14 protein-coding genes and 1 tRNA gene are annotated in these 22,209 nt (G+C 28.4%); 7 read left to right on the forward strand and 8 right to left on the reverse strand.

Annotated elements, in window-relative coordinates; translation table 11 throughout:
* Nucleotides 1–41: 41 nt before the first annotated feature.
* From ACMCMH_RS09485 to ciaB, 3 genes are read right to left on the reverse strand one after another with little or no spacing between them, the layout of a single operon-like run.
* Nucleotides 42–1,886 carry a primosomal protein N' gene (locus tag ACMCMH_RS09485; protein WP_412724947.1) on the reverse strand — a complete coding sequence of 615 codons (1,845 nt, stop codon included), beginning with the start codon at nt 1,884–1,886 and terminating at the stop codon, nt 42–44.
* A complete protein-coding gene (locus tag ACMCMH_RS09490; protein ID WP_412724949.1) occupies nt 1,886–2,311 on the reverse strand; it encodes a prepilin-type N-terminal cleavage/methylation domain-containing protein in 426 nt (141 codons plus the stop codon). Before ACMCMH_RS09490 ends, ACMCMH_RS09485 begins: the two co-directional genes overlap by 1 nt.
* Nucleotides 2,304–4,187: an invasion protein CiaB gene (gene ciaB / locus ACMCMH_RS09495; RefSeq protein ID WP_412724951.1), complete on the reverse strand. Its 1,884-nt coding sequence runs from the start codon at nt 4,185–4,187 to the stop codon at nt 2,304–2,306. The genes ACMCMH_RS09490 and ciaB overlap by 8 nt, the downstream gene beginning before the upstream one ends.
* 122 nt (nt 4,188–4,309) lie before the next feature.
* Here ciaB and ACMCMH_RS09500 point away from each other — a divergent pair.
* From ACMCMH_RS09500 to ACMCMH_RS09515, 4 genes are all read left to right on the forward strand, one after another.
* Nucleotides 4,310–4,384, forward strand: a tRNA-Cys gene (locus ACMCMH_RS09500).
* Nucleotides 4,385–4,573: 189 nt separating this feature from the next.
* On the forward strand, nt 4,574–6,052 hold the full coding sequence (locus ACMCMH_RS09505; protein ID WP_412724953.1) for a cache domain-containing protein: 1,479 nt from the start codon (nt 4,574–4,576) through the stop codon (nt 6,050–6,052).
* Nucleotides 6,039–6,731, forward strand: a complete 693-nt coding sequence (locus ACMCMH_RS09510; RefSeq protein ID WP_412724955.1) for a response regulator transcription factor — start codon at nt 6,039–6,041, stop codon at nt 6,729–6,731. The genes ACMCMH_RS09505 and ACMCMH_RS09510 overlap by 14 nt, the downstream gene beginning before the upstream one ends.
* 59 nt (nt 6,732–6,790) lie before the next feature.
* Nucleotides 6,791–8,749 (forward strand): methyl-accepting chemotaxis protein, encoded by a 1,959-nt coding sequence (locus ACMCMH_RS09515; protein WP_412724957.1) that lies wholly within the window; start codon nt 6,791–6,793, stop codon nt 8,747–8,749.
* A gap of 24 nt (nt 8,750–8,773) precedes the next feature.
* Here ACMCMH_RS09515 and ACMCMH_RS09520 read toward each other — a convergent pair whose 3' ends face one another.
* Complete coding sequence (locus tag ACMCMH_RS09520; protein WP_412724959.1) at nt 8,774–10,978, reverse strand: PAS domain S-box protein; 2,205 nt, start codon at nt 10,976–10,978, stop codon at nt 8,774–8,776.
* A 195-nt stretch (nt 10,979–11,173) separates the two neighbouring features.
* On the opposite strand from ACMCMH_RS09520, the gene ACMCMH_RS09525 reads away from it, so the two are divergent.
* Complete coding sequence (locus tag ACMCMH_RS09525) at nt 11,174–14,296, forward strand: transporter substrate-binding domain-containing protein (protein WP_412724961.1); 3,123 nt, start codon at nt 11,174–11,176, stop codon at nt 14,294–14,296.
* Nucleotides 14,297–14,313: 17 nt separating this feature from the next.
* Nucleotides 14,314–16,149, forward strand: a complete 1,836-nt coding sequence (locus ACMCMH_RS09530; protein WP_412724963.1) for an SLC13 family permease — start codon at nt 14,314–14,316, stop codon at nt 16,147–16,149.
* Here ACMCMH_RS09530 and ACMCMH_RS09535 read toward each other — a convergent pair.
* Nucleotides 16,146–16,490, reverse strand: coding sequence for a winged helix-turn-helix transcriptional regulator (locus ACMCMH_RS09535; RefSeq protein WP_412724965.1), 345 nt, complete (start codon nt 16,488–16,490; stop codon nt 16,146–16,148). The two genes, ACMCMH_RS09530 and ACMCMH_RS09535, sit on opposite strands and share 4 nt — an antisense overlap.
* Nucleotides 16,491–16,602: 112 nt before the next feature.
* Between ACMCMH_RS09535 and ACMCMH_RS09540 the strand changes: the two genes are divergently transcribed.
* Nucleotides 16,603–17,589, forward strand: a complete 987-nt coding sequence (locus ACMCMH_RS09540) for a YhdH/YhfP family quinone oxidoreductase (RefSeq protein ID WP_412724967.1) — start codon at nt 16,603–16,605, stop codon at nt 17,587–17,589.
* Nucleotides 17,590–17,628: 39 nt separating this feature from the next.
* Here ACMCMH_RS09540 and ACMCMH_RS09545 read toward each other — a convergent pair whose 3' ends face one another.
* From ACMCMH_RS09545 to modA, 3 genes are read right to left on the reverse strand one after another with little or no spacing between them, the layout of a single operon-like run.
* On the reverse strand, nt 17,629–18,723 hold the full coding sequence (locus ACMCMH_RS09545) for a glycoside hydrolase family 3 N-terminal domain-containing protein (protein WP_412724969.1): 1,095 nt from the start codon (nt 18,721–18,723) through the stop codon (nt 17,629–17,631).
* A gap of 5 nt (nt 18,724–18,728) precedes the next feature.
* On the reverse strand, nt 18,729–21,404 hold the full coding sequence (locus ACMCMH_RS09550; RefSeq protein WP_412724971.1) for a response regulator: 2,676 nt from the start codon (nt 21,402–21,404) through the stop codon (nt 18,729–18,731).
* Nucleotides 21,404–22,201, reverse strand: a complete 798-nt coding sequence (gene modA / locus ACMCMH_RS09555) for a molybdate ABC transporter substrate-binding protein (RefSeq protein ID WP_412724974.1) — start codon at nt 22,199–22,201, stop codon at nt 21,404–21,406. The genes ACMCMH_RS09550 and modA overlap by 1 nt, the downstream gene beginning before the upstream one ends.
* Nucleotides 22,202–22,209 lie beyond the last annotated feature (8 nt).

Below are 22,209 nucleotides of genomic sequence, written 5' to 3' on the forward strand. Positions count from 1 at the left end.
TCTATTGAATTTACACTTAGTTTTCTGTAAAAAAAAGAGATTTAGTATAAAGTATCCATATCAATAGATGCAATAGGGGTTTTGATACTATGTAAAGCACTTAAAATTTTCTTGATATCACTTGATCGTAAAAGCATCTCGTATCTATAACTATTTGATATTTTAAAAATATTACTCTCTCCAAAACCTATCAAATCAACCCCTTGTAGGTTTTTAAATAAGTAAAGACACTTCTCTAGTTCTTTTTTTGCAATGGAAGCATTTTGGTGACTAAAAATAATTCTAGCCATACGAAAAAAAGGGGGATATAAATCAACTCTTTGTTTTAATTCATCTTTTAAGAAATCTTCATAATCGGCAACTTCTAAATAGTTATGAAAAAAGTCTTCATTTTTAGTTTGTACAAGAACCTCTCCAAACCCTTTCCTTCCACTTCTTCCCGCTATTTGAATAAGTAAAGAGAGTGCTTTTTCACGAACTTTATAACTAGTCATATTTAAAATAGAATCTATACCTAAAACTACAGCTAATGTTACATTGTGATAGTCATGTCCTTTTGATAACATCTGTGTACCAACCAAAATATCTATCTTATTTTCATTGAAGTTTTTGAGTGTTTTTTTAAGTGCAGTATTTGTCTTGATACTATCTCGATCGAATTTTTCAACAACTTTATTCGGAAATATATTTTGTAGTTGTTCATACACTTCAGCTGTTCCCAAACGAAAACTCTCAATTTCACCAGTTGTGCAAGATGGACAGTTTTTAGGTATGGCTTGGGTGTAGTTACAGTAGTGACATTCTAAAGCATTATTATTTTTATGTAAACTCAGACTTACAGAACAAAATGGACACTCAACAGCGGTACCACACTCTTTACATATCTGGTATTTAAAATTCGCACGAGTTGGCAAAAACACTATCACTTGTTTGTTTTGTTCAATTGTATTTTTTATTTTTTCTAAAATAGTATTATCTAATGCAAGAGTTGAATTTAAAAAGCTAATTTTTTTTTCCGATTTAAAAAAAGTCTCTTTGAGTCTAAAATAAGGGATCTTATAAAAGCTACTTAAGCTAGGTGTTGCACTTCCTAAAACAACTTGAATATCATGTTTTTTACCTAAAAAAATAGCTAAGTCTTTGACATGAACTCTTGGTTTATTGTCCGCTTTGTATGATTCGTCATGTTCTTCATCAACAATGATCAGTCCTAATTTTTCATAAGGTAAAAACAATGCAGATCTAGCACCTGCAATAATTTTTATTGTACCATTTAAAAGGTTTTCTATAATAAACTCTTTCTTTTTCTTCTGAATTTTAGAATGCCAAATTGCTATTTTCTCACCAAAAACTTTTGTGAGTCGTTGTTCCATTTGTGGACTTAATGAAATCTCTGGCAGGAGTAAAAGTGCTTGTTTATCTTGGTATAATATATTTTCAATTGTTTTGATATATATCTCTGTTTTACCACTTCCTGTATTTGCAAAAAGTAAGCTTGTTTGATTTTTTTGTAAAAAGTTATATGCTTTTTGTTGATTTTGTGAGAGTTCAATATCACAACTCATTTCAGATTTTGTATCATTTTTCACCACATTATAAAATGGGGTATAAACACTTAATGCCTCACCTAAACTACATACATAATATTTTGATATGAAATTTGCTGTTTCTAGCATTTTATCATCATAAAACATTTCGGTACTTTTTTGGATATTGATACATTTAAAAGTAGGTTTTTCTACTTTTTTAATGATCACAGCTTTTAGTGGTTTTTTCCGTTGCTGTAGTGATACCTCTACTAAAGTTCCTATATCTATAGTTGTTTCACTTTGATAAGTCAAATTTTCCAAAGGGGTATTTAAAAGTGCAACTTCGTAAAAGTTCATTAGAGATTGAGTTCTTTACACAATGTGTTTGTTATATCGCAGTCAAAAGTTTTTTTAATATTGTTGTACTGAAATTGAACTGCATTTTCAGTATTTAGATAAACTTGATATTGATTTGTAGAGATTTTACTCCAGTTACCTATTGTATTTTCAGATGAAGCGATGATAGGAGAATTTAAGACAATATTGAAAAGCTTTTCATTGTTATCATCAAGAGAATCTAAAGTTTCATTTTGGCTTTTGAGTATCATTTTATTTGTATATGAATTGATCCCAGCTCTTATTTGTAAAATATCTGCTTTTATCTTTGTCATATTTGTTTTCTCAAATGCTACACCAAATTTTGAAACAGCTGTTGTGATTACAACAGCTATAATAAGTATAACAAAAATAATCTCTATTAAACTAAAGCCTTTTTTATCCATTTATATAGTTTTCTTTTTTGTCACTTGTATCTAACTCTTGTCCTATCTCTTGATATCTTTTAAAATAGTACTGGATAAAATTATCAATAGTATTATCTGTAGATGTAAATTTATTATTCTTTTTAACAGCATAATCACTTAAAAAATCAGATGCATCTTTTTTTTCTAGATAATGCACTGCTAGTTTAGTATATGTTTTTACATACCATTGTTTCAAAGCCTCGATTGTAGTGTCACTCGTATTTATACTCAGTTTTTTAAGCTCAATATCCCATGATAAAACTTGTGTTTCAAAGAGTCCGAAAAGATGTATCATCCCTTCACAATAATATGGTTGTACTTCATCAACTTCCATCCAACCTATAAGCCCAACTGCTCTTTTAATAGTATCAGAAATCACAAACTCTTCTAGCTCTTTTTCAGTAGCACTAGGGTCTGTAAAAAATGATACAAGTCCACCAGTTGTAGCTTTGAATTCTTCTATGTTTTTGAAGTTTGCAGTTTTATTCATCACTGTTTCTGTTTCATCATCACACCATAAAATATGACCAAATTCATGACCAATAGTTGTGATATCGTATACTTGGTGCCATTTTGCAGTGTTGTTTTCATCAAATAAAAAGGCTCTCTCTTTACTCAAAAACTCTTGCCCAAAAATCTCTTTTGAAAGGCGTAAAAATGGTTTTGCTTTTTGGGCTTGAAGTATCTCATCACTAAAAGCAAATATTTTTTTACCAAACTCTTTTGAAACTATCTCGTCATTTGGAACAACTTGTGCTGAAAATAGTCCATTGAACTCTGCTCCAAAAAATAGAGCAGGGCGACCTAAATATAACTGCACTTTATCTAAACTTTTAAGTGAAAAATCGTAAATTTTTTGATGTTGTTCTTGATTGATATTTTTAAAAATATCTCTAAACATGATTTTTATTTTTGATACTCTTTCATTGTTGTTTTGGATTTGTGGATTTGTAAGTCTGATGTCCCACTCTAAAGCTACAGCTTTTCTAAAATGATCTTCATAGTACTCTAGTGGATGTCCTATTTGAATAGGTGTAGATATTTTCATCCAAGTTTTATCTACTTCTGCCCATTTTGAAACTAACTTATTTGTATCTGTTTCTGAAAAAGCTGCGATAATAGAAAGTAAGTAGTGATAGTATTCCCATTTTTGATTATAGATGTTATCTTCATGTTCGAGAAGATTTTCAACAAACTCTTCTAGTGCATCAACTACATCTGTTACTTCTTGTTTAAAAGCTGTTAAGTAAGCACTACTTTTATACTCACCGTTTTCTTTTGTTAGAACAGAGTAACTTCTATCAGCAATCAACCCCTCATGACCTAAATCAAAAAGATTATTGGCATCTAAAAACTCCATCACTTTTTCGTTGTCGTTATCAAATTTTTCTAATAAATCTTTATTTACACCGTTGATAATCATTTTTGTCCAAGATGTTTGCCATTTTGACATTTGTACACCTACTTTGTATACACCTTTAAATATCTCTTGATAAAATGGTGTTAAAAGATTATTAGAAACTATAAACTCTACTCTTTTTTCATGGATATCTAGCCAGAAATCTTTAGCGAACTGATATGCTTGCTCTTGAAGTTCGATAATTTGATTTTCATCATAGTCTAATTGTTTAAGTACTTGAACTAAACTATCATCTCTTAAATTTACAAGCCTAGTGATAAGTGCAAGTTTCATATCATCTGATAGTTCAACTTTTAGTGCACTTGCAAACTCTTCTATGATAGTGAGTTTATCATCTTGGTTTTGCTCTAAGTATTCATATAGTTTGTTGATGTCACTTTTTTGTTCACTGATAAAATCATAAATTTTTTGTATATCGTTTGTAAAATTTTTCATAGTTTATTTTTACCTTCTATTATTTAATATGATAGGATAACAAAATCAACTATTAATTTTGCTGAATGTTTTCATAATTAAATTTTAAGGTTAACTTCCCTATAATTCTGCACTTCAAAAATGGAGCCATAGCAAAGTGGCTAATGCATTGGATTGCAAATCCTTGATCCTCGGTTCGACTCCGAGTGGCTCCTCCATTTAAAACAATCAAAAGAACTTATAATCACTATTTCAGCAAGAATTTTTAAAATTAGATTTTTTAACTTTTAATACATTTTATATACAAAATTATTTTTTTAATTTAAATTATAGTTCTTGTTGCACTTATGACTTGAATGTAGGATTTTGTAAACATCTATTTATCGAATTAGTGATATACTCTTTATATGCAAAAAAACAATGAATCGGCACTTCTACGGAATATTAGTTTAGTTCCTGTAATCATATTTATTTTATTTTCATTAATCATAATCTTAATTATTATAAATTATCATAATGAACAAGTAGAAAAAGAAGCACTGGATATTAAAAAAAGTTATATCGATTTAAATAAAAAAGTGATTAAAAAAGAAGCTATCAAAATTCATAATATTATTCAATCACAATATAATTATCATAAAAAGTTTAATAACTTTTCTAGTGATGAGATTAAAAAATATACTTTATCCCTTATCAAAGCAATAAAATATGATCATGATGGATATATTTTTATTATTGACAAAGAGGGTGATTTTTTGATCAATTTAAAAAAATGTATACTTGAAGAAAATAAATATATCTTTACAGATTCAAATGGATCAAATGTCATAGATAAGATTAGACATAAAGCCAAAAATGATGGAGGATATATATCATATATGGGTATATCAGGTAAAAATAACATCATAAGTGAAAAAATATCATATATAAAATATTTTGAGAAATGGGATTGGGCTATTGGCTACGGCTTTCATCCTAGTTATATAGAAACTGAAATAAACAATAAAATAGCACAACTTCATAAGACACAACAAAAACATCTTTTAGAGATGATTATCATAACAGTAAGTATCACATTGGTTTTAATTATTATACTTATTTTTCTATCAAAAAAAATCAAAAAAATTTTTAGAAATTATAAAATAACAATTGAAAAAACTGAAAATGAAAATAGACAAAAAAATGAGATCATATACCAACAATCTAAAATGACTGTTATAGGTGAATTATTAAACATGATTTCACATCAATGGAGACAACCGTTATCTCAAATTAATTCTATTGCACTGCACTTGTATTTAGAAGAAAAAAAAGGGACATTAAATGAAAAAATAGTAAAGCAAACTATTAATGATATTGAAAATATTACGCAATATTTATCTCAAACAATTGATGATTTTAGTAATTTCTTTATACAAGAAAGTAAAGAAAAAGAGTTTTTAGTAGATGAAGCGATTCAGCATTGTATTTGTATTGCTAAACCATCTTTACATCATGTAAAAGTGGAGTTAAACTCTTCTAGTAAATATTATGTTAAAGGCTATATAACATTGTTTCAACAAATCGTACTTTCACTCATGACAAATGCTTTAGATAGTTTTACTATTAGAAATATTCAAGAACCTATAATAACTATAAATTCTTATGATACAAATGATTTTATTTATATAGAAGTATCAGACAATGCAGGTGGAATAGATGAATCATACATTGAACAAATATTTGATTTGTATTTTTCCACAAAAAAGAAAGAAGTAGCTTCTGGACTTGGTTTGTATATCGCAAAATCTATTATCGAAAAACATTTTGATGCCAATATTTTTGTAGAAAATATAAAAAATGGTGCAAAATTTACTTTAAAGATGAACCGTTATGATTTCAAATAAATTTTCTCTTTTATATATTGAAGATGACCCTTTCTTAAGGGAACAGTATATACCGTTTTTTCAATTGTTTTTTCATGATGTCTATTCAGCAAAAGATGGTGAAGAAGCTTTGTTTTGTTATAAAAGTCACAATCCTGATATAATTATTTTAGATATCAATATTCCCAAAATCAATGGACTAGAAGTTGCAAAGAGAATTAGACAAGAAAACGAAGAAGTTATTTTGATAATGCTAACAGCACATTCAGATAAAGAAAAACTTCTAGATGCAATAGAGTTAAAGCTTACAAAATATTTGATCAAACCAATTAGAACTTTTGAGTTTGAGGATATTCTTACAGCCACAATAGAAAAACTAGCTAAAAAAAAGAAAAAAGAAAATATACTTTATCTAAGTGGTGGATTTAAGTGGAATAAAAAGAATCAAGAGCTTATTTCTAATAAAAATGATTCTATAAAACTTACAAAAAAAGAGAGATTATTGCTCAATCTTTTTTGTGAAAATCCAAAGATGATATTTTCAAATGATGATATTTTAAATAATGTTTGGGAAAATGAACAAAATGATTACAATCCAAATAAACTACGAATCATTTTTTCAAAATTAAAAGTGAAATTAGATTGTAATATATTTGATTCTATATATAATGTTGGATATAAACTAAAAGGAAACTTTTAAGAAATAATCTTATGCTAGAATAAAGAAATTAAATATTTTTATATAAAAGGAGATGATAAATGTTTAAAAACTTATCAACAAAAAATAAACTATTAAGTTTTCCCATATTAATAGTTATTGTAATGGTTATATTAGGGGTGGTGTTTAATCATTACAATAATTTAGTAAATACGAGAGTTTCAATAGCTTCTCAAACAGATGTTTTTGTACAAGATTTACTCAAAGGTAGAATTTCTGCATATCAGTTTTTAAGAGCTGCAAATGAAAATACTGCAAATAAAGTAAAAAGTGATTTTGAAGTTTTAAGAGCTAAAGTATCTGAATTAAAACCAAAATTAGGTGTCGAAGAAAATAGAGAAAGATGTGATGTAATCATATCACATACAAACGAATATTTATCTACTTTTACAAAACTAGCAAACTTGAATATTGATGATTCAGTTAGTGATGAGTACAAATCAAAATCACTTACTGCATCGTTAGTAAAAACTGGAAAACTCTTAGAAAAAGAGATACATTCTATAAATAGAAGTGCAATTGAACTTAAAGATGAAGCACAAGCAGAATTAAGTCAGATTCTATTGATTCTTGCTATTATTGCTGTTATTGTATTTGTTCTTATATCACTTATAATCTCTTCTATTATTGTTTCCTCTTTGCAAAATTTTAATACAGGACTGACTCAGTTTTTTCAGTATCTTAATAGAGAAGCAACACAAGTTGATAGACTTGATGACTCTTCTGCTGATGAATTTGGTCAAATGGCAAAAGTAGTAAATGAAAATATTTCAAAAACACAAAAAAGTATCGATGAAGATAGACAAGTTATAGATGAAACAATTGCTGTATTAAGTGAATTTGAACAAGGTGATTTATGTAGAAGAGTGGATACTCATAGTTCTAATCCCGCTTTACAAGAGTTAACTAAGCTTTTAAATCAAATGGCAGTAAATATTGAGATAAATATAGATAATGTTTTGGATGTGTTAGAACAATATTCACATAGTAACTATATGAATAAAGTAAAAACAACAGGTATCAAAGAGCATCTTTTAAAACTTGCAACAGGTGTAAATACTTTGGGTGATGCCATTACGGAAATGTTGGTAGAAAATAAAACAAATGGTATGACACTTGATAATAGTTCCGATGTATTATTAAAAAATGTGGATATATTGAATCAAAACTCAAATGAAGCAGCAGCTGCATTAGAAGAAACAGCGGCAGCTTTAGAGGAGATCACAAGTAATATTTCGCACAATACTGAAAATGTAATCAAAATGTCTAATTTTGCTTCAAATATAACAGATTCTGCTTCACAAGGGGAATCTTTAGCAAATCAAACTACTGATGCTATGAATGAGATTGATAAAGAGGTAAATGCGATAAATGAAGCAATATCTGTTATTGACCAAATTGCATTCCAAACAAATATTTTATCTTTAAACGCAGCAGTAGAAGCTGCAACTGCTGGAGAAGCTGGAAAAGGGTTTGCTGTTGTTGCACAAGAGGTTAGAAATCTTGCATCAAGATCTGCAGAAGCCGCAAATGAAATTAAATCATTAGTAGAAAATGCAACAACAAAAGCTAATGGTGGTAAAAAGATAGCAGATAAAATGATTAATGGTTATACAGTGTTAAATGAAAATATTGCTCGAACTATTGAACTTATCAAAGATGTAGAGATGGCATCAAAAGAACAATTAACAGGTATCGAACAAATCAATGATGCGGTTAATTCATTAGATCAACAAACACAACAAAATGCAATGATTGCCTCACAAACTCATGATGTGGCAGTTGATACGGATAAAATTGCAAAACTAGTTGTAAGTGATGCAGATGCAAAAGAGTTTGTAGGTAAAAATACTGTAAAAGCTAAAACAATGACACAAGAAGAAGCCAAACAAACACATACACCTCATAAAGAAAATGTGTCAGTTCCTTCTCCATCAAAACCCAAATTAGAAACAATAAAATCTTCTCAGAACGATAATGATGAGTGGGCTAGTTTTTAATTAAGAGATCAAAATATAAAGAGATTAATCATCTTTATATTTTTTTCGTATCTCATTAAAACTAGCGAAGTTATCGAAAAATAACTCTATGAGTTTAGGATCAAAATGTTTACCACTTTCTTCTTTTAAAAGATGAAATATCTCTTCATCACCCCAAGCTTTTTTATAACATCTTTCACTTCCTAATGCATCAAATACATCTGCTAAAGCAGTTATTCTTGCATAGATATGGATCTCTTCTTGTTCTAATCCTTGAGGATATCCTTGACCATTCCACTTTTCATGATGTTGATACGATACAATTGCAGCAGCTTTTAAGACCTCTCTATTTGACCCTTTTAGTATGCTATATCCAATTTCTGAATGAGTTTTCATAATCTCAAACTCTTCATCAGTAAGTTTTCCTGGCTTTTTCAAGATATCGTCTGATATTCCAACTTTACCAATATCATGCATAGGACTTGCTGTAAAAAGAGTATTTGCTTCATTTTTATCCAATCCGTATAGTAAAGCTAGTAGCCGTGAATATTCTGCAACTCTTTTGACATGGTTTCCTGTTTCTTTGGATCTTGTCTCACCAATTTCACCCATTTTATATATAACCTCTGCTTGAGTATCTTCTATCTCTTTGTGCAAGTCAAATAACTTGGTTAAGTCATGTCTTATAGCCATATATTCTGTTATTTTGTCGTTATTATCTATTATTGGTACTATTGTTGTATCCACCCAGTATGAACTATTGTTTTTTGATTTGTTTTTAATAATCCCTTTCCATGGGTTTCCCATTTTTATAGTGTCCCACAACTCTTGGAAAACAGAATCAGGGGTATCAGGATGCCTTAGAAGGCTATGATTTCTCCCTATAGCTTCCTCTTTTGTATATCCACTAATTTCACAAAATTTTTCATTTACATAAGTGATCGTACCTTGTAAGTTTGCTCTTGAAAGAATATTACTTTCATTTATAGCCAATTCATATTGTTTTGATAGTTTTAAAACTTGCTGAAAATTTATATCTTTGATACTTAATTCATTTTTAAAATGCTCTTCAATGAGTTTGTGTTCTGTGATATCTTTTCTTATCGCAATAAATTCAATGATATTACCATCTAAATCAAGTATCGGATTTATAATTGTATCAACCCAATAAAAGGTTCCATCTTTTTTTCTATTTTTAACTTGACCTGTCCACGGTTTTTTTTGAATACTTATTGTGTTCCAAAGCTCTTGAAATATCTCTTTTGGCATATCAGGATGTCGTACAATATTGTGATTTTGACCCAATAATTCACTTTGAGAGTAACCAGATATGTGAATAAATGCTTCATTTATATAAGTTATCTGACCTTTTTTATTACTTTTAGATACTATAGAACTTCTATCAACAGTTTCTTTATATTGAGATAAAAGCATTTGATTACATTCAAGTTCGTATTCTCTACGATTATATTCTATCCATAAATCAACTTTGAGTATTAGCTCTTCAATTATATAAGGTTTTGATAAAAAGTCTACCGCCCCAGCTTTGTATCCATCTCGCATAGCGCTTGGGCTAATTTTACCTGATAGAATCATAACTGGAATTTTTCTTTCTACAATAAGGAGTTTTTTATTTTTTTGTAAAAAATCTAGACCTGAACTCTCTTTAAGTTCTAAATCTAAAAGGATTAAGTGGATATTATTATCTAATACAATAGAGAGTGCTTCATCTGGAGTTGATGCTGTAAAGACTCCATATTTACGATTTTCTAAAAGTTCTTTAATTTGTGTTTGAATTACAATAGAGTCATCTAAAACTAAAATATTTTTAAATTTATTTTTTTCTAAATTTATAATTGTTTTATCCAAATCATGAATTTTATGAAAAAAATCTTTATCTTTTAAAATAAAATCAATTACACCTTTTTGAAAAGTACTCTCTCTAAATTGGCTGTCATTTTCAGTTGTTAGAACAAAGATTTTCGTATTTGTCATCTCTTGCTCTTTGATTATTTCATAGCCATTTCCATCTGGAAGATTTATATCTAGCATAACATAATGAATTGTTTCATTATGTAGTATCTCTTTTGCTTCTTGAAGTGTCGTAGTGGTAAAATATTTAAATCCATCTTCTTTAAATTTCTTTTGAAGTATTTTATTTATGGCGGAAGAATCTTCTACTATTAAAATAGAGATCTCTTTCTTATTTATTATCTCTTTAAAATTTTCACAATTTGTATGTTCCGCCATAGATACCTTTCATAATTCTTATAATTATATATTATCATATAATTTATAAAATGATAATAAAAAAGTCCCTATGAACTTAGAGTCAGATATGTTTTAGTCTGAATTTTTTAATAAAAAAGTAAAGGAAATAATTTTCTTTCTAATTTTCATACAAGTTTATTGTAGTAAAATAAGATTATTTTATAAGGTGTTACATTGAGATATATTTTATTGTTAAGTGTGTTGTTGATTCAATTTTTTTACGCTTCTAGCTTGAACTTAACAAAAGAAGAAAAAGAGTATTTAAAAACAAATCCTATTGTTTCTATAGGTTCAATTGATAGTTATAGTCCATTTAGTTTCATAAAAAATAATGTTAAAGTTGGATTAAGTCAAGATTTACTTGAAATAATTTCAGAAAAAACAGGTATACAGTTTAGAAAAGTTGGTGGGACTTGGCCTGAAGTATATACTAAGTTTAAAATAGGCGAACTTGATATGATCAGTGAATTGTCATATCGTAAAGACAGACTATCATTTACAAACTATACAAATCCATACTATGAAATTCCTATTGGAATATTTACCAAAAAAAGCTCATCAAATCATTTAGATTTAGATTCTTTAAAAGGGAAACGAGTAGGTATCGTAAAAGATTCTTATTTATTAAATGTATTGCAAAAAATGGATGAGATCGAACTTGTACTTATCGATTCTTCTGATGAAAGATTTTTATACCTAACAAATGATAAAGTTGATGTTGTTTTAAGTAATGCATTAAGTCTTTTAAGAATAGATTCTTTAATGCTACAAGATATCAAATTATCAGGATATTTTAAACACCCAGAAGTAAAGAGTGAAGATCTTCGTTTTGGAATAGCAAAAAAGAAAAAAGTTTTATCTTCAATTATAAATAAAGCCTTGGATTCTATCTCGTATGCAAAAATGACTGAACTACGAAATGAATGGATTTTGGGTTCATCTTATACCAATAATAATATAGTTAAGTTTTCTCAAGATGAGAGAGCATGGATAGAAAAAAATGAAGTTATAGTTGGTATAGAGAACACTAAACCTTATATATATTTTGATGAAGTTACTCAAGATATAGAGGGACTGTATGCAGATATATTTAAAATAGTATTAAAAAATACAGGTTTAAAAGTAAAATATGTGGAAGGAAGTTGGGCAGACCTATTACAAAAATTTAAAGAGAAAAAAATAGATATATTACCAGCAACTTTTTATAAAAAATCTCGTGAAGATTTTGGAAACTTTACGACAGAGTTTTATAAAGTTCGAGAATATGGATATACTCAAAAAGAGAAAAAACATATAAAATCGTTTAAGGATTTACAAAACCGAAAAGTAGCTATAGTAAAAAGTTATGCAACAATTGATAAAATCAAAGAACGATACCCAAATATTAATATAATTGAAACGGCAAATCTGGATGAATCAATGAGGTTATTATCTACTCAAAAAGTTGATGCGATTATTGATTATCATCTTGTTGTTGAAAATTATATTAGAGAAAACTTAGTATTAGGACTAAAATCTATTAGTCAAAATGATCTTAGTTCAATCTCTGTACATTTTTTTTCGATTTTAGAGAAACCTATTTTAAATACTATTTTGCAAAGAGGATTAGAAAGCATCTCACGAGAAGAACGAAATACTCTTCTGAATAGTTGGTTTAGAACACCTTTTGAAAAAGAAATTGACCCATTATCTTTAACAAATAAGGAAAAACTCTTTTTAAAAAAACACCCTAAAATTCGTTTCCGAGTACGGACAAACAGACCCCCTTTTGAATTTGATGATAATGGAAAAGCTAGTGGAATTGTAGTTGAATATGTTAAAAAGAGTGCTACAAATATGGGACTTGATGTTGAGTTTATATTTGACAACTCTGATGTAAATAGTGCATATGAAACTATCAGCACAACGCAAAAAAGATTTGATAGTTTATTATATGCTGTTAAAAATAAAGATATAGAAAATGACTTTTCTTTCGGAGGTGAATTTTTATCATATCCACTTATGATCATTATTAATAAATCTGGAAAATATTTAACCTCAATGAATGATCTTACAAATAGAACTGTAGCGTTAGAAAAAGGTTTTGCTATAAACAAATGGCTAAAAAAGGATTATCCGTTTGTAAATATTCATAATGTTACTGATACCGAAGAGGCTTTACGATTAGTAAATACAAATAAAGATTTAGTTTATATTGGAAATCTTGCTGTTGCAAATTATTTAAGTACATTTGGAGGACTAGACAATATCAAAATATCTGCACCAACTCCATACGAAAATATTCAGTATAGCTTCATAGCTCCAAAAAAATGGCCAGAATTAGCTTCTATTTTAACAAAAGGTTTTAAAAAAATTAAACCAGTAGAACATACAAATATACAGCAAAAATGGTTCTCTTTACAAACAATAGAGAAAACAAATTATGATTTACTATGGAAAATTGTAGCGCTTGGTTTTTTAATTATTATTTGGATTTTATGGTGGAATAGAAAAATTACAATAGAAAAAGATAAAACAAAAAGCGCACTTTTGGAGTTACAAAAAGCACAATTAAGTTTAAAAAACAAAACAAAAGAACAATTAGAACAACAACAATTATTGTTAAATCAATCAAAAATAGCTTCCATGGGTGAGATGTTGGCAAATATAGCACATCAATGGAGACAACCTCTTAGTGTTATCTCTACTGCTTCAACAGGTTTATTAGTTGAAAAACAATTTCATGAAATTAGTGATGAAAAATTAGAAAAAACGCTTAATACTATCAATGAACATGCACAGTATCTTTCTACTACTATTAATACTTTTAGTGATTATATTAAATCAAATAAAGAGATCCAGCGAGTATTGTTACATGAAAGAATACAAATTGCTATCAATATAGTTGAAGCTACTTTTAAAAACCATTATATTGCACTTGAAACAAATCTTCACGAAGAAGAAAATATAGAGATGGATTTAGCTGTTGGAGAGCTTTCTGAAGCAGTTATAAATATTTTAAATAATGCAAAAGATGCGATCATTCAAAATAAAATAGAAAACCCTTTAGTAAAAATTAATTTGCAAAGAGTTGTAAATACAGCTATTATCTCAATAGAAGATAATGCAGGAGGAATACCTTCTGATATCATAACAAAAGTATTTGAGCCTTATTTTACAACAAAACACCAAACACAAGGTACAGGCTTGGGTTTACATATGAGTTATAAGATTGTAACAGAAAGTTTAAATGGTACTATTAAGGTTAGCAATACAAATGAAGGTGCAAAATTTATTATAGAATTACCACTTAAGTAATAGTTGAAAGGAAAAGTATGGATATTTTGGTAGATTTAAATACACACGCAGTGGCTGTTATGTCTCTTACAGTAGTTGCATTATTTTTATTTACAAGAGATACTATTCCAATTGAAACATCTAGTTTAGTTATTTTAGTTGCATTGACAATTGGATTTGCACTTTTCCCATTTAACAATGATGATATATCTTTAGAAGCAGGGGATTTTTATTCCGGTTTTGGTCATGAGGCACTTATTGCTGTATGCGCTTTGATGATAGCTGGACATGGACTTGTTCGTACAGGTGCTTTAGAACCAGTAGGGAGAATACTCTCCCGGATGTGGTTATCTTATCCAAAATTTACATCTCTTATAACTCTTCTTTTAGGAGCAATATTGAGTGCATTTATAAATAATGTACCTATTGTTATTTTACTTTTACCTATTTTAACAACAGTTTCTATCCGTGCAAAAATGTTACCATCAAAAGTACTGATGCCCATGGGATTTGCAACACTTATTGGGGGGATGAGTACCACTATAGGTACTTCAACAAATCTGTTAGTTGTATCAGTAGCTGTTGATATGGGTCTAGATAGCTTTGGGATGTTTGATTTTTTTGTTCCTGTGAGTATTGCTGCTGTGATTGCTATTTTATACTTATGGCTTATAGTACCACTTTTTATTGCAAATAGAGTTGCACCATTTTCTGATAGTTCACATAGAATTTTTTCTGCAAAGTTGATGATAGTTAAAGATTCTATATCAGAGGGGATGAGTATCGAAGAGATTCAGAAAAAAACAGATAATCTTATGAAAATATCACGACTCTATAGAAGTAGTAGTGATATGTATATTTTTCCTACAAAGAATTTGATAGTTCAGGCTGAAGATATGTTAGTTGTTGCAGATACACCTGAAAATCTAAAAAGTTATGAAACTATTTTAGGAGCGGCACTTTATACAACTCTTGGTGCAGTTGATAAAGAACATCCTTTACAAGCTGATGAAGATCAACAAATTGCAGAGATTATTATTTCACAAGGATCAAGATTAAGTAATACCCAACTTAAAAAAACTCACTTTTTAGAGAGAAATCATCTTTTGGGATTAGCTGTACATAAATCTGGCCGAGTTGTAAAAACTATTTTAAAAGATATTTCTGAAGTAACGCTTAAAGTTGGAGATGTTTTATTGGTACAAGGAAAAGGTGAACATATTCAAGAACTTAAAAAAAATAGAGAAGTTCTTGTTTTAGACGCAACTTCTGATGTGATTCATTCAAAAAAAGCACCTATTGCTTTTCTAATTATGTTAGGTATTGTTGTTGTATCAGCAATGGGTATTTTACCTATTGCTATTAGTGCTACTTGTGGGGTATTATTGATGCTATTAACGAATTGTCTCAATTGGAAAGATGCTTCAAATGCTTTAAATGTACAAGTTATATTAGTAGTTGTAGCATCATTAGCTCTAGGTCAGGCATTACTGAAAACAGGAGCAGCAGCGTATTTAGCAGGTATATTTGTATCTTTGATGGATGGAAGTTCTACAACTATGATGATAAGTGGATTGATGCTTCTTATGGCAATTATGACAAATATAGTTTCAAATAATGCTGCTGCTGTTATAGGTACACCAATTGCAATTGGTATAGCACAACAGTTAAATTTACCAGCTGAGCCTTTTGTTCTTGCTGTATTATTTGGAGCAAATATGAGTTATGCTACACCTATGGCTTACAAAACAAATCTTTTAGTAATGAGTGCAGGGGGATATACATTTAATGATTTTTTAAAAGTTGGAATACCTCTTACTCTTATTATGTGGCTTACTTTTTCGTGGCTTTTACCTGTTTTATATAACATTTAAAATGTCTTATTAAGATTTCTTTTATTATGTTCTTCACCCCAATAATAAAGCTGTTTTAGTATTGGTTTTAATGTTTCACCATATTGTGTTAAAGAATATTCTACTTTAGGTGGAACTACTGGATAAACCTCTCTATGTACTATCCCATCAACTTCTAGTTCTCGTAACTTTTGAATCAACATTTTTTGTGTGATACCATATATAGATTTTTGTAATTCATTAAATCTTTTTTCTCCATCTCTTAAGTACCATAAGATGAGAATTTTCCATTTACCATCTATTGCTTCCATAGCAACTTCTATATTACATTTTATTCTATCTTTTAGTTCATCTTTTACCATTTTAATCTCCTAGTAGTATCTTTTTAGTAAGTACCTATACTTTTTGTTAGTTCTTGACATTATATCAATAATGCATTAAAATACTTGTATAAAAAAATTAAGGAGCTATAAAATGACAAATAAAGCGTTCGTAGTAAATAAAACAGAAGATGGAAAATTCACATCAGGGATAGAAGAGATAAGTATTCCAAGTTTAGAGGAAAATGAGGTGTTGATTAAATCAACATTTTCTAGTTTAAACTTTAAAGATGCATTAAGTTCAGTTGGTAATCCAGGGGTTACAAGAAACTTTCCACATGTGACAGGAATAGATGTATCAGGTATAGTTGAACAAAGCAATTGTAAGGATTTTAAAAAAGGTGATGAAGTACTTGTAACTGGATATGATATGGGTATGAATAGTGATGGGGGACATCAATCGTATGTAAAAGTTCCATCTACTTGGGTAGTTCAAAAGCCATCAGAAATTACAGATAAAGAGATTATGACTTATGGAACAGCAGGTCTAACAGCGGGATTAAGCGTAAATGAATTAATAAATAATGGTATTACACCACAAAGTGGCGAAATTTTAGTTACAGGTGCAACAGGTGGAGTAGGTTCAATTACTGTTTCTATTTTAAGTAAATTAGGATTTGAAGTCGTTGCTATTAGTGGAAAAGAAGATAAAATACCATTTTTAAAAGAGCTTGGTGCAAAAGAGGTTATTTTACGAAACGATTTTGATATCGAAAATAAAAAACCGATGATGAAAGAGAGATTTGCAGGAGTAGTTGATACTGTTGGAGGAAATATACTAGCAGAAGCGTTAAAAGCTATTAAGTATGACGGAGTAGCTACTTGTTGTGGATTGACTTCATCATTTGCTTTAAATACAAATGTGTTCCCTTTTATATTAAGAGGTGTAAGACTTATTGGTATTGATTCTGTTGAATGTAAAATTGAGAAAAAAATAGCAGTTTGGAACAAACTAGCAAATGAGTTTAAAATAGATACTTTAGCTGCTTTAACAAATGAGATTTCATTGGAAGATTTACCAGATGCTTATGAAGCATTGTTAGCAGGTAAAGCTGTTGGAAGATATGTTATAAAAATATAAAGTTAATCTTTTCTATAAATAGCTCAATCAAAATTGATTTTATTGATTTTGGTTGAGTAACAAACTAATTCTCTGATTGGCTTCTTGTATTCTCTCCAATTTAATTGAACCATTTTGAACATTTTTAAATATCACCTCAATTAATTCATCAGTATTATAATAATCCAATTGGTTTCCAAAAAGTAAAATATCTATTCCAGAATTTATAGCTAAAGTAACCGTTTGCTCTAAAGTATAATGTTTTGAAATTGCTTTCATTTGTAAATCATCACTGATAATAACACCTTTAAATCCCAATTGATTACGAAGAAGTTGTGTATTGATTTTATAGGATAATGTCGCTGGATATTTAGCATCAAGATGGTTATTAAAAACATGAGCTGTCATTATCATATCAGCTTTGTTATGTTTGATAAAATACTTATAAGGCTCAAGTTCTTTCTGACTCCATGTATTAGAAATATCTACAAAACCTTTATGTGAATCATTTTTCGAAGAACCATGACCAGGAAAATGTTTGAGTACACTAATAATATTTTGTTTTTTTAATGTATCTATAAAGATTTCAGCATTTCTGATAACTTCAGTAGAAGAGTTGCCGTATGATCTTTCAAGTCCTTCGATAATAAAGTTATCTTGATTTATACTCAAATCTACAAGAGGGGCAAAGTTACAATTTATCCCATTTTTTGATAACATAGAAGCCATTGTTTTATAATGACTTTTAACTACAGCTAATGTCTTTTGAGAAATCTTTTTTGCACTCGGTGTTGAATGAAAACCTTGAGTACTTTTAAGTCGTTGTACTTTTCCCCCTTCTTGATCTATAGAGATAATGATATTCTTCATTGACAAATTCTGTAAATTTTGAGTTAGTAGTTGTAACTGTTTTGGTGAACGAATATTTTTTACCTTGGTTCTATTTGTATAAAATTTATCAAATAGTATAACTCCTGCTAAGTTGTATTTGTTTATATCTCTAATGATTTTGCTCTTTGAGTTTACACTTTCATTTGGAAAACCAACAATAATCATTTGTCCTATCAATTTTTTAATTTCATCTTTATTTATTTTAAGATTCTCTGCATAAATTGCTGTAGATATAAGTAAAACTATAAAAAATATTTTTTTCATAGTTACTATTCCTCTATCAATAATATTTTTAAGTTTTCCACTTTAGTTTGATTTTCTTTTTGTGATAGGTTACCTGTTTCTAAATCTTGTAGTAATTTACATGATTTATCTAAATAAAGATTTAAACATGAGTTTTTAATATAATGTGCTTTTTTTGAGATATTGTCTCTATCATTATTTTCTATATAAGTGCTTAATTCTTCTAAATCATTTTTGATATCTAATTTAAACTTATTGATTAACATTGTTGCAATCGCTGTGCTAACCCCTAAATTTTCGGCTATTTTTTCCTCTTGTGGTTCCTCTTTTTGTTCTAAGTTTTTTTGTTTAGTATCGCTGTTTAAATAAGTATTGAGAATTTTTAAAAGTTCTTGATTATCTATTGGTTTAGATAAGTAATTACTCATACCTGAGCTGATATATTTTTCTTTATCCCCTTTAACTGCATTTGCAGTGAGTGCAATTATTGGTGTGCTATTTTTTTTCTGTAGTTGATCAAATTCTTTAATATTTTTCATAGATGTTATTCCATCCATAACTGGCATATTAATATCCATAAAAACTAGATCAAAATCATTTTTTTGATATAGCTCATAAGCCTCTTTACCATCAGATGCAATTGTAACATCTACTCCAACTTGATTTAAAAGAATTTTAATCAATATTTGATTATTTGCATTATCTTCTGCTACAAGAACATTTGCATTAAATTTCTTTTTAGAAGGAATTTTTTCTTGTTTAATTTGCTCTTCATTATGGCAAGCTTCAGTAATAATATTAAATATTTTTGACCCATATAAAGGTATATCAATATAAAAGTTAATAATTTCTTTGAAATTCTTATGATTTTCTAAAATAGAGGTATCTCCTACATAAACTACTGGGATATTTGAGGAGTTTTGCATACTTTTAATAGTATCAAGAAAGTGAAATGAATCACTGAAACAAAAAATAATATCTATTTTACTAGCATCTACAATATCATCAAAAGATTTATAAATTACACCATATTCATTGAGAATATTGAATAGATTCTGACTAATATATTCATTGTCATTGTGTGTCTGACAAATAGCAAAAGTATATTTTGTACTTTGTTGTAATGATTCTTGTTCTTTGTTTTGGATAATTTCATTTGACTCAACCATAAGGTCAAAATAAAATCTACTACCTTCATTTTCTTTACTAATGATATGTATTTGAGAATTCAATAAGTTTAATATTTTATTACTTATAGATAACCCAAGTCCTGTACCTCCATATTGCTTTGATACACTATTATCTGCTTGCGAAAAAGGTTCAAATATTAGTTTTTGATTTTGAAGTGCTATTCCTACCCCTGTATCTTTTACAGAAAATCGTATAGTAGCTTTTTTATCAGTATAGTCTAAAAGTTTGATGTCAAATTGAACCTTACCATTTGGTGGAGTAAATTTGATGGCATTACTAATTATATTAGAGATAACTTGTTTTAATCTTGTTTCATCACATTTTATATATTGAGGGAGGTTTGATTCTTGATTAAGGATGAATCGTATGTTTTTTTGATTTGCACTTATTGCATAGAGTTCTACAATTTGTTCCACTGTTTCTTTAAGATTCATATTTTCAATTAAAATATCTAATTTACCACTTTCTACTTTAGACAAATCTAAAATATCATTAATAATATTCAGCAAAGCTTTTGCACTTTTTAAAATGATATTTGCTTTTTCCTTGTTTTCTTTTTTTAAGTCTGCATTGAGTAAAACTTCTGAAAATCCTATGATAGCATTTAGGGGTGTACGAATCTCATGAGACATATTAGCTAAAAATTTTGATTTTATCTCATTGGCATTTGAAGCTTCTTTTGCTGAAAGTTCTGCTTTTTTTGTGATATCTTTTAATTCATTACTTTTTTTAAGAATTTGTTTAATAACGATGTACCCAAGTGCAAAAACAAAAATTATCAAAAATAATGTAACAAGAAGTTCTAATTTATCGTAGTATTCTCTCTCTTTTTTAATATTTTTTTCTAAATTTACAAGTTTGATTTTACTTTCATATAAAAGTCTACTTGCATTCTCTTTCATTCTTGTAAAAAGAGGTGGGATAGTTTTAAAAAACATCTCTACTTCAAATCTTTTATTGTCTATATCTTTATATTGTTCGTAGTCGTTATGAGTATCATTGTGTTTGTGATTCATAATTTCATTTTTGATTTGAATAATTCTTTGCATCTCAATAAGTTTATTTTCTATAGTTTCTAGTTTTGGTTTTAAATCTATAGCTTCAAAAGTATAATTTGATTGGATGTTAGGCTGAAACTCTATTTTTTCAACTGTTTCACTTACTCCAACAATATTCAGCTTGATATGTTTTTCTAATAAGCCACCATTTTCTAAAATGATGATTGCTTTATTTATATCCTTAAGTTCTTGTTTAATTTGATGTTGAATAGGAATGGTAGCTTTTTGATTAAAAGCCATAGCCATTTGATAATACTTTCTTTCAACAGCATTAATCTCTTTTAAAATATATTCACCTATTTGGTATCGTGCAGTTTCATTTTTTATTTCATAGCCTAAGTCATCTGAAATATTTTTAAATACTATATGAATAGCAATTATAGAACTATATCCAAGAATAAAAACACCTAAAAGAGCTAATAAACTCTTAAGAACACTATCTTTCCCTAACATTAGAAAGTCACTTTATTGAAATTTTTGATATCTTCAGCATTTAAAAAACCATATTTTTGGAATATTTGTTGTCCATCTTTTGAGGTGGCATAACTCATAAATTTTTTTGCTAAGGTTTGATTTTTGGAGGTTTTCAGAAGATTAAAAACAAGTTTAGATTTTTTAGCATATTTTTCTGAAAGAGGTAATGCTTCTACTTTTTCTTTGTTTTCATCCCAAAAGGTAGTTGCATACCAGTTTAGTATAACATCTGCTTCTCCATCTGTAATTGCTTTTGTCATATTTCGTGAGTCTGATGCTAAATAGAGCGTATTTAACATAGCAGACTTATAGTTTCCAAAATTTTGTAAAACTTTTTTTGTAGCTTTTCCCACGCTACCGCTACTTTCATTCCCTAATACAACTCGATAATTTGGATTCGTCAGAACATTTAAGTCAGGTTGAATATTTTTAGGATTTCCTTTGGGTACAATAAGTGCAATTCTATTAAATCCAACAAAAGCACCATCTAACAAAAAACCTTCTGCTAAGTGTTTTTTTCTATAAACTATAGACCCAGGCAAGTAGATATCTCCAACTTTACTCATTTTTATACTTTCATAAAGATCTTGACTTCCGCCTTGTAAAATCTTTATTTTGCAATTGTGTTTTTTTTCAAAATTCTTGGCAAGTTCATCTACTGGTTTAACCATAGTGATTCCAATATAAAGAAGAAGTTCTTCTTGCGCTTTAGCAAATAAAAAAGAGCTTGAAAGTAGTATACTTAATAGTATAAATTTTTTTTTTGGATAATTCATTATGGAAT

Origin of the sequence: Arcobacter sp. 15-2 (assembly GCF_047159865.1) — a bacterium.
Taxonomy (GTDB): Bacteria; Campylobacterota; Campylobacteria; order Campylobacterales; family Arcobacteraceae; genus JAIOSF01.

Coding starts and splice junctions, on each gene's coding strand:
- ACMCMH_RS09545 (WP_412724969.1), bottom strand. CDS start 18,723: ATGAAAAAAATATTTTTTATAGTTTTACTTATATCTACAGCAATTTAT.
- modA (WP_412724974.1), bottom strand. CDS start 22,201: ATGAATTATCCAAAAAAAAAATTTATACTATTAAGTATACTACTTTCA.
- ACMCMH_RS09515 (WP_412724957.1), top strand. CDS start 6,791: ATGTTTAAAAACTTATCAACAAAAAATAAACTATTAAGTTTTCCCATA.
- ACMCMH_RS09490 (WP_412724949.1), bottom strand. CDS start 2,311: ATGGATAAAAAAGGCTTTAGTTTAATAGAGATTATTTTTGTTATACTT.
- ACMCMH_RS09485 (WP_412724947.1), bottom strand. CDS start 1,886: ATGAACTTTTACGAAGTTGCACTTTTAAATACCCCTTTGGAAAATTTG.
- ACMCMH_RS09530 (WP_412724963.1), top strand. CDS start 14,314: ATGGATATTTTGGTAGATTTAAATACACACGCAGTGGCTGTTATGTCT.
- ACMCMH_RS09540 (WP_412724967.1), top strand. CDS start 16,603: ATGACAAATAAAGCGTTCGTAGTAAATAAAACAGAAGATGGAAAATTC.
- ACMCMH_RS09505 (WP_412724953.1), top strand. CDS start 4,574: ATGCAAAAAAACAATGAATCGGCACTTCTACGGAATATTAGTTTAGTT.
- ACMCMH_RS09520 (WP_412724959.1), bottom strand. CDS start 10,978: ATGGCGGAACATACAAATTGTGAAAATTTTAAAGAGATAATAAATAAG.
- ACMCMH_RS09550 (WP_412724971.1), bottom strand. CDS start 21,404: ATGTTAGGGAAAGATAGTGTTCTTAAGAGTTTATTAGCTCTTTTAGGT.
- ACMCMH_RS09510 (WP_412724955.1), top strand. CDS start 6,039: ATGATTTCAAATAAATTTTCTCTTTTATATATTGAAGATGACCCTTTC.
- ACMCMH_RS09535 (WP_412724965.1), bottom strand. CDS start 16,490: ATGGTAAAAGATGAACTAAAAGATAGAATAAAATGTAATATAGAAGTT.
- ciaB (WP_412724951.1), bottom strand. CDS start 4,187: ATGAAAAATTTTACAAACGATATACAAAAAATTTATGATTTTATCAGT.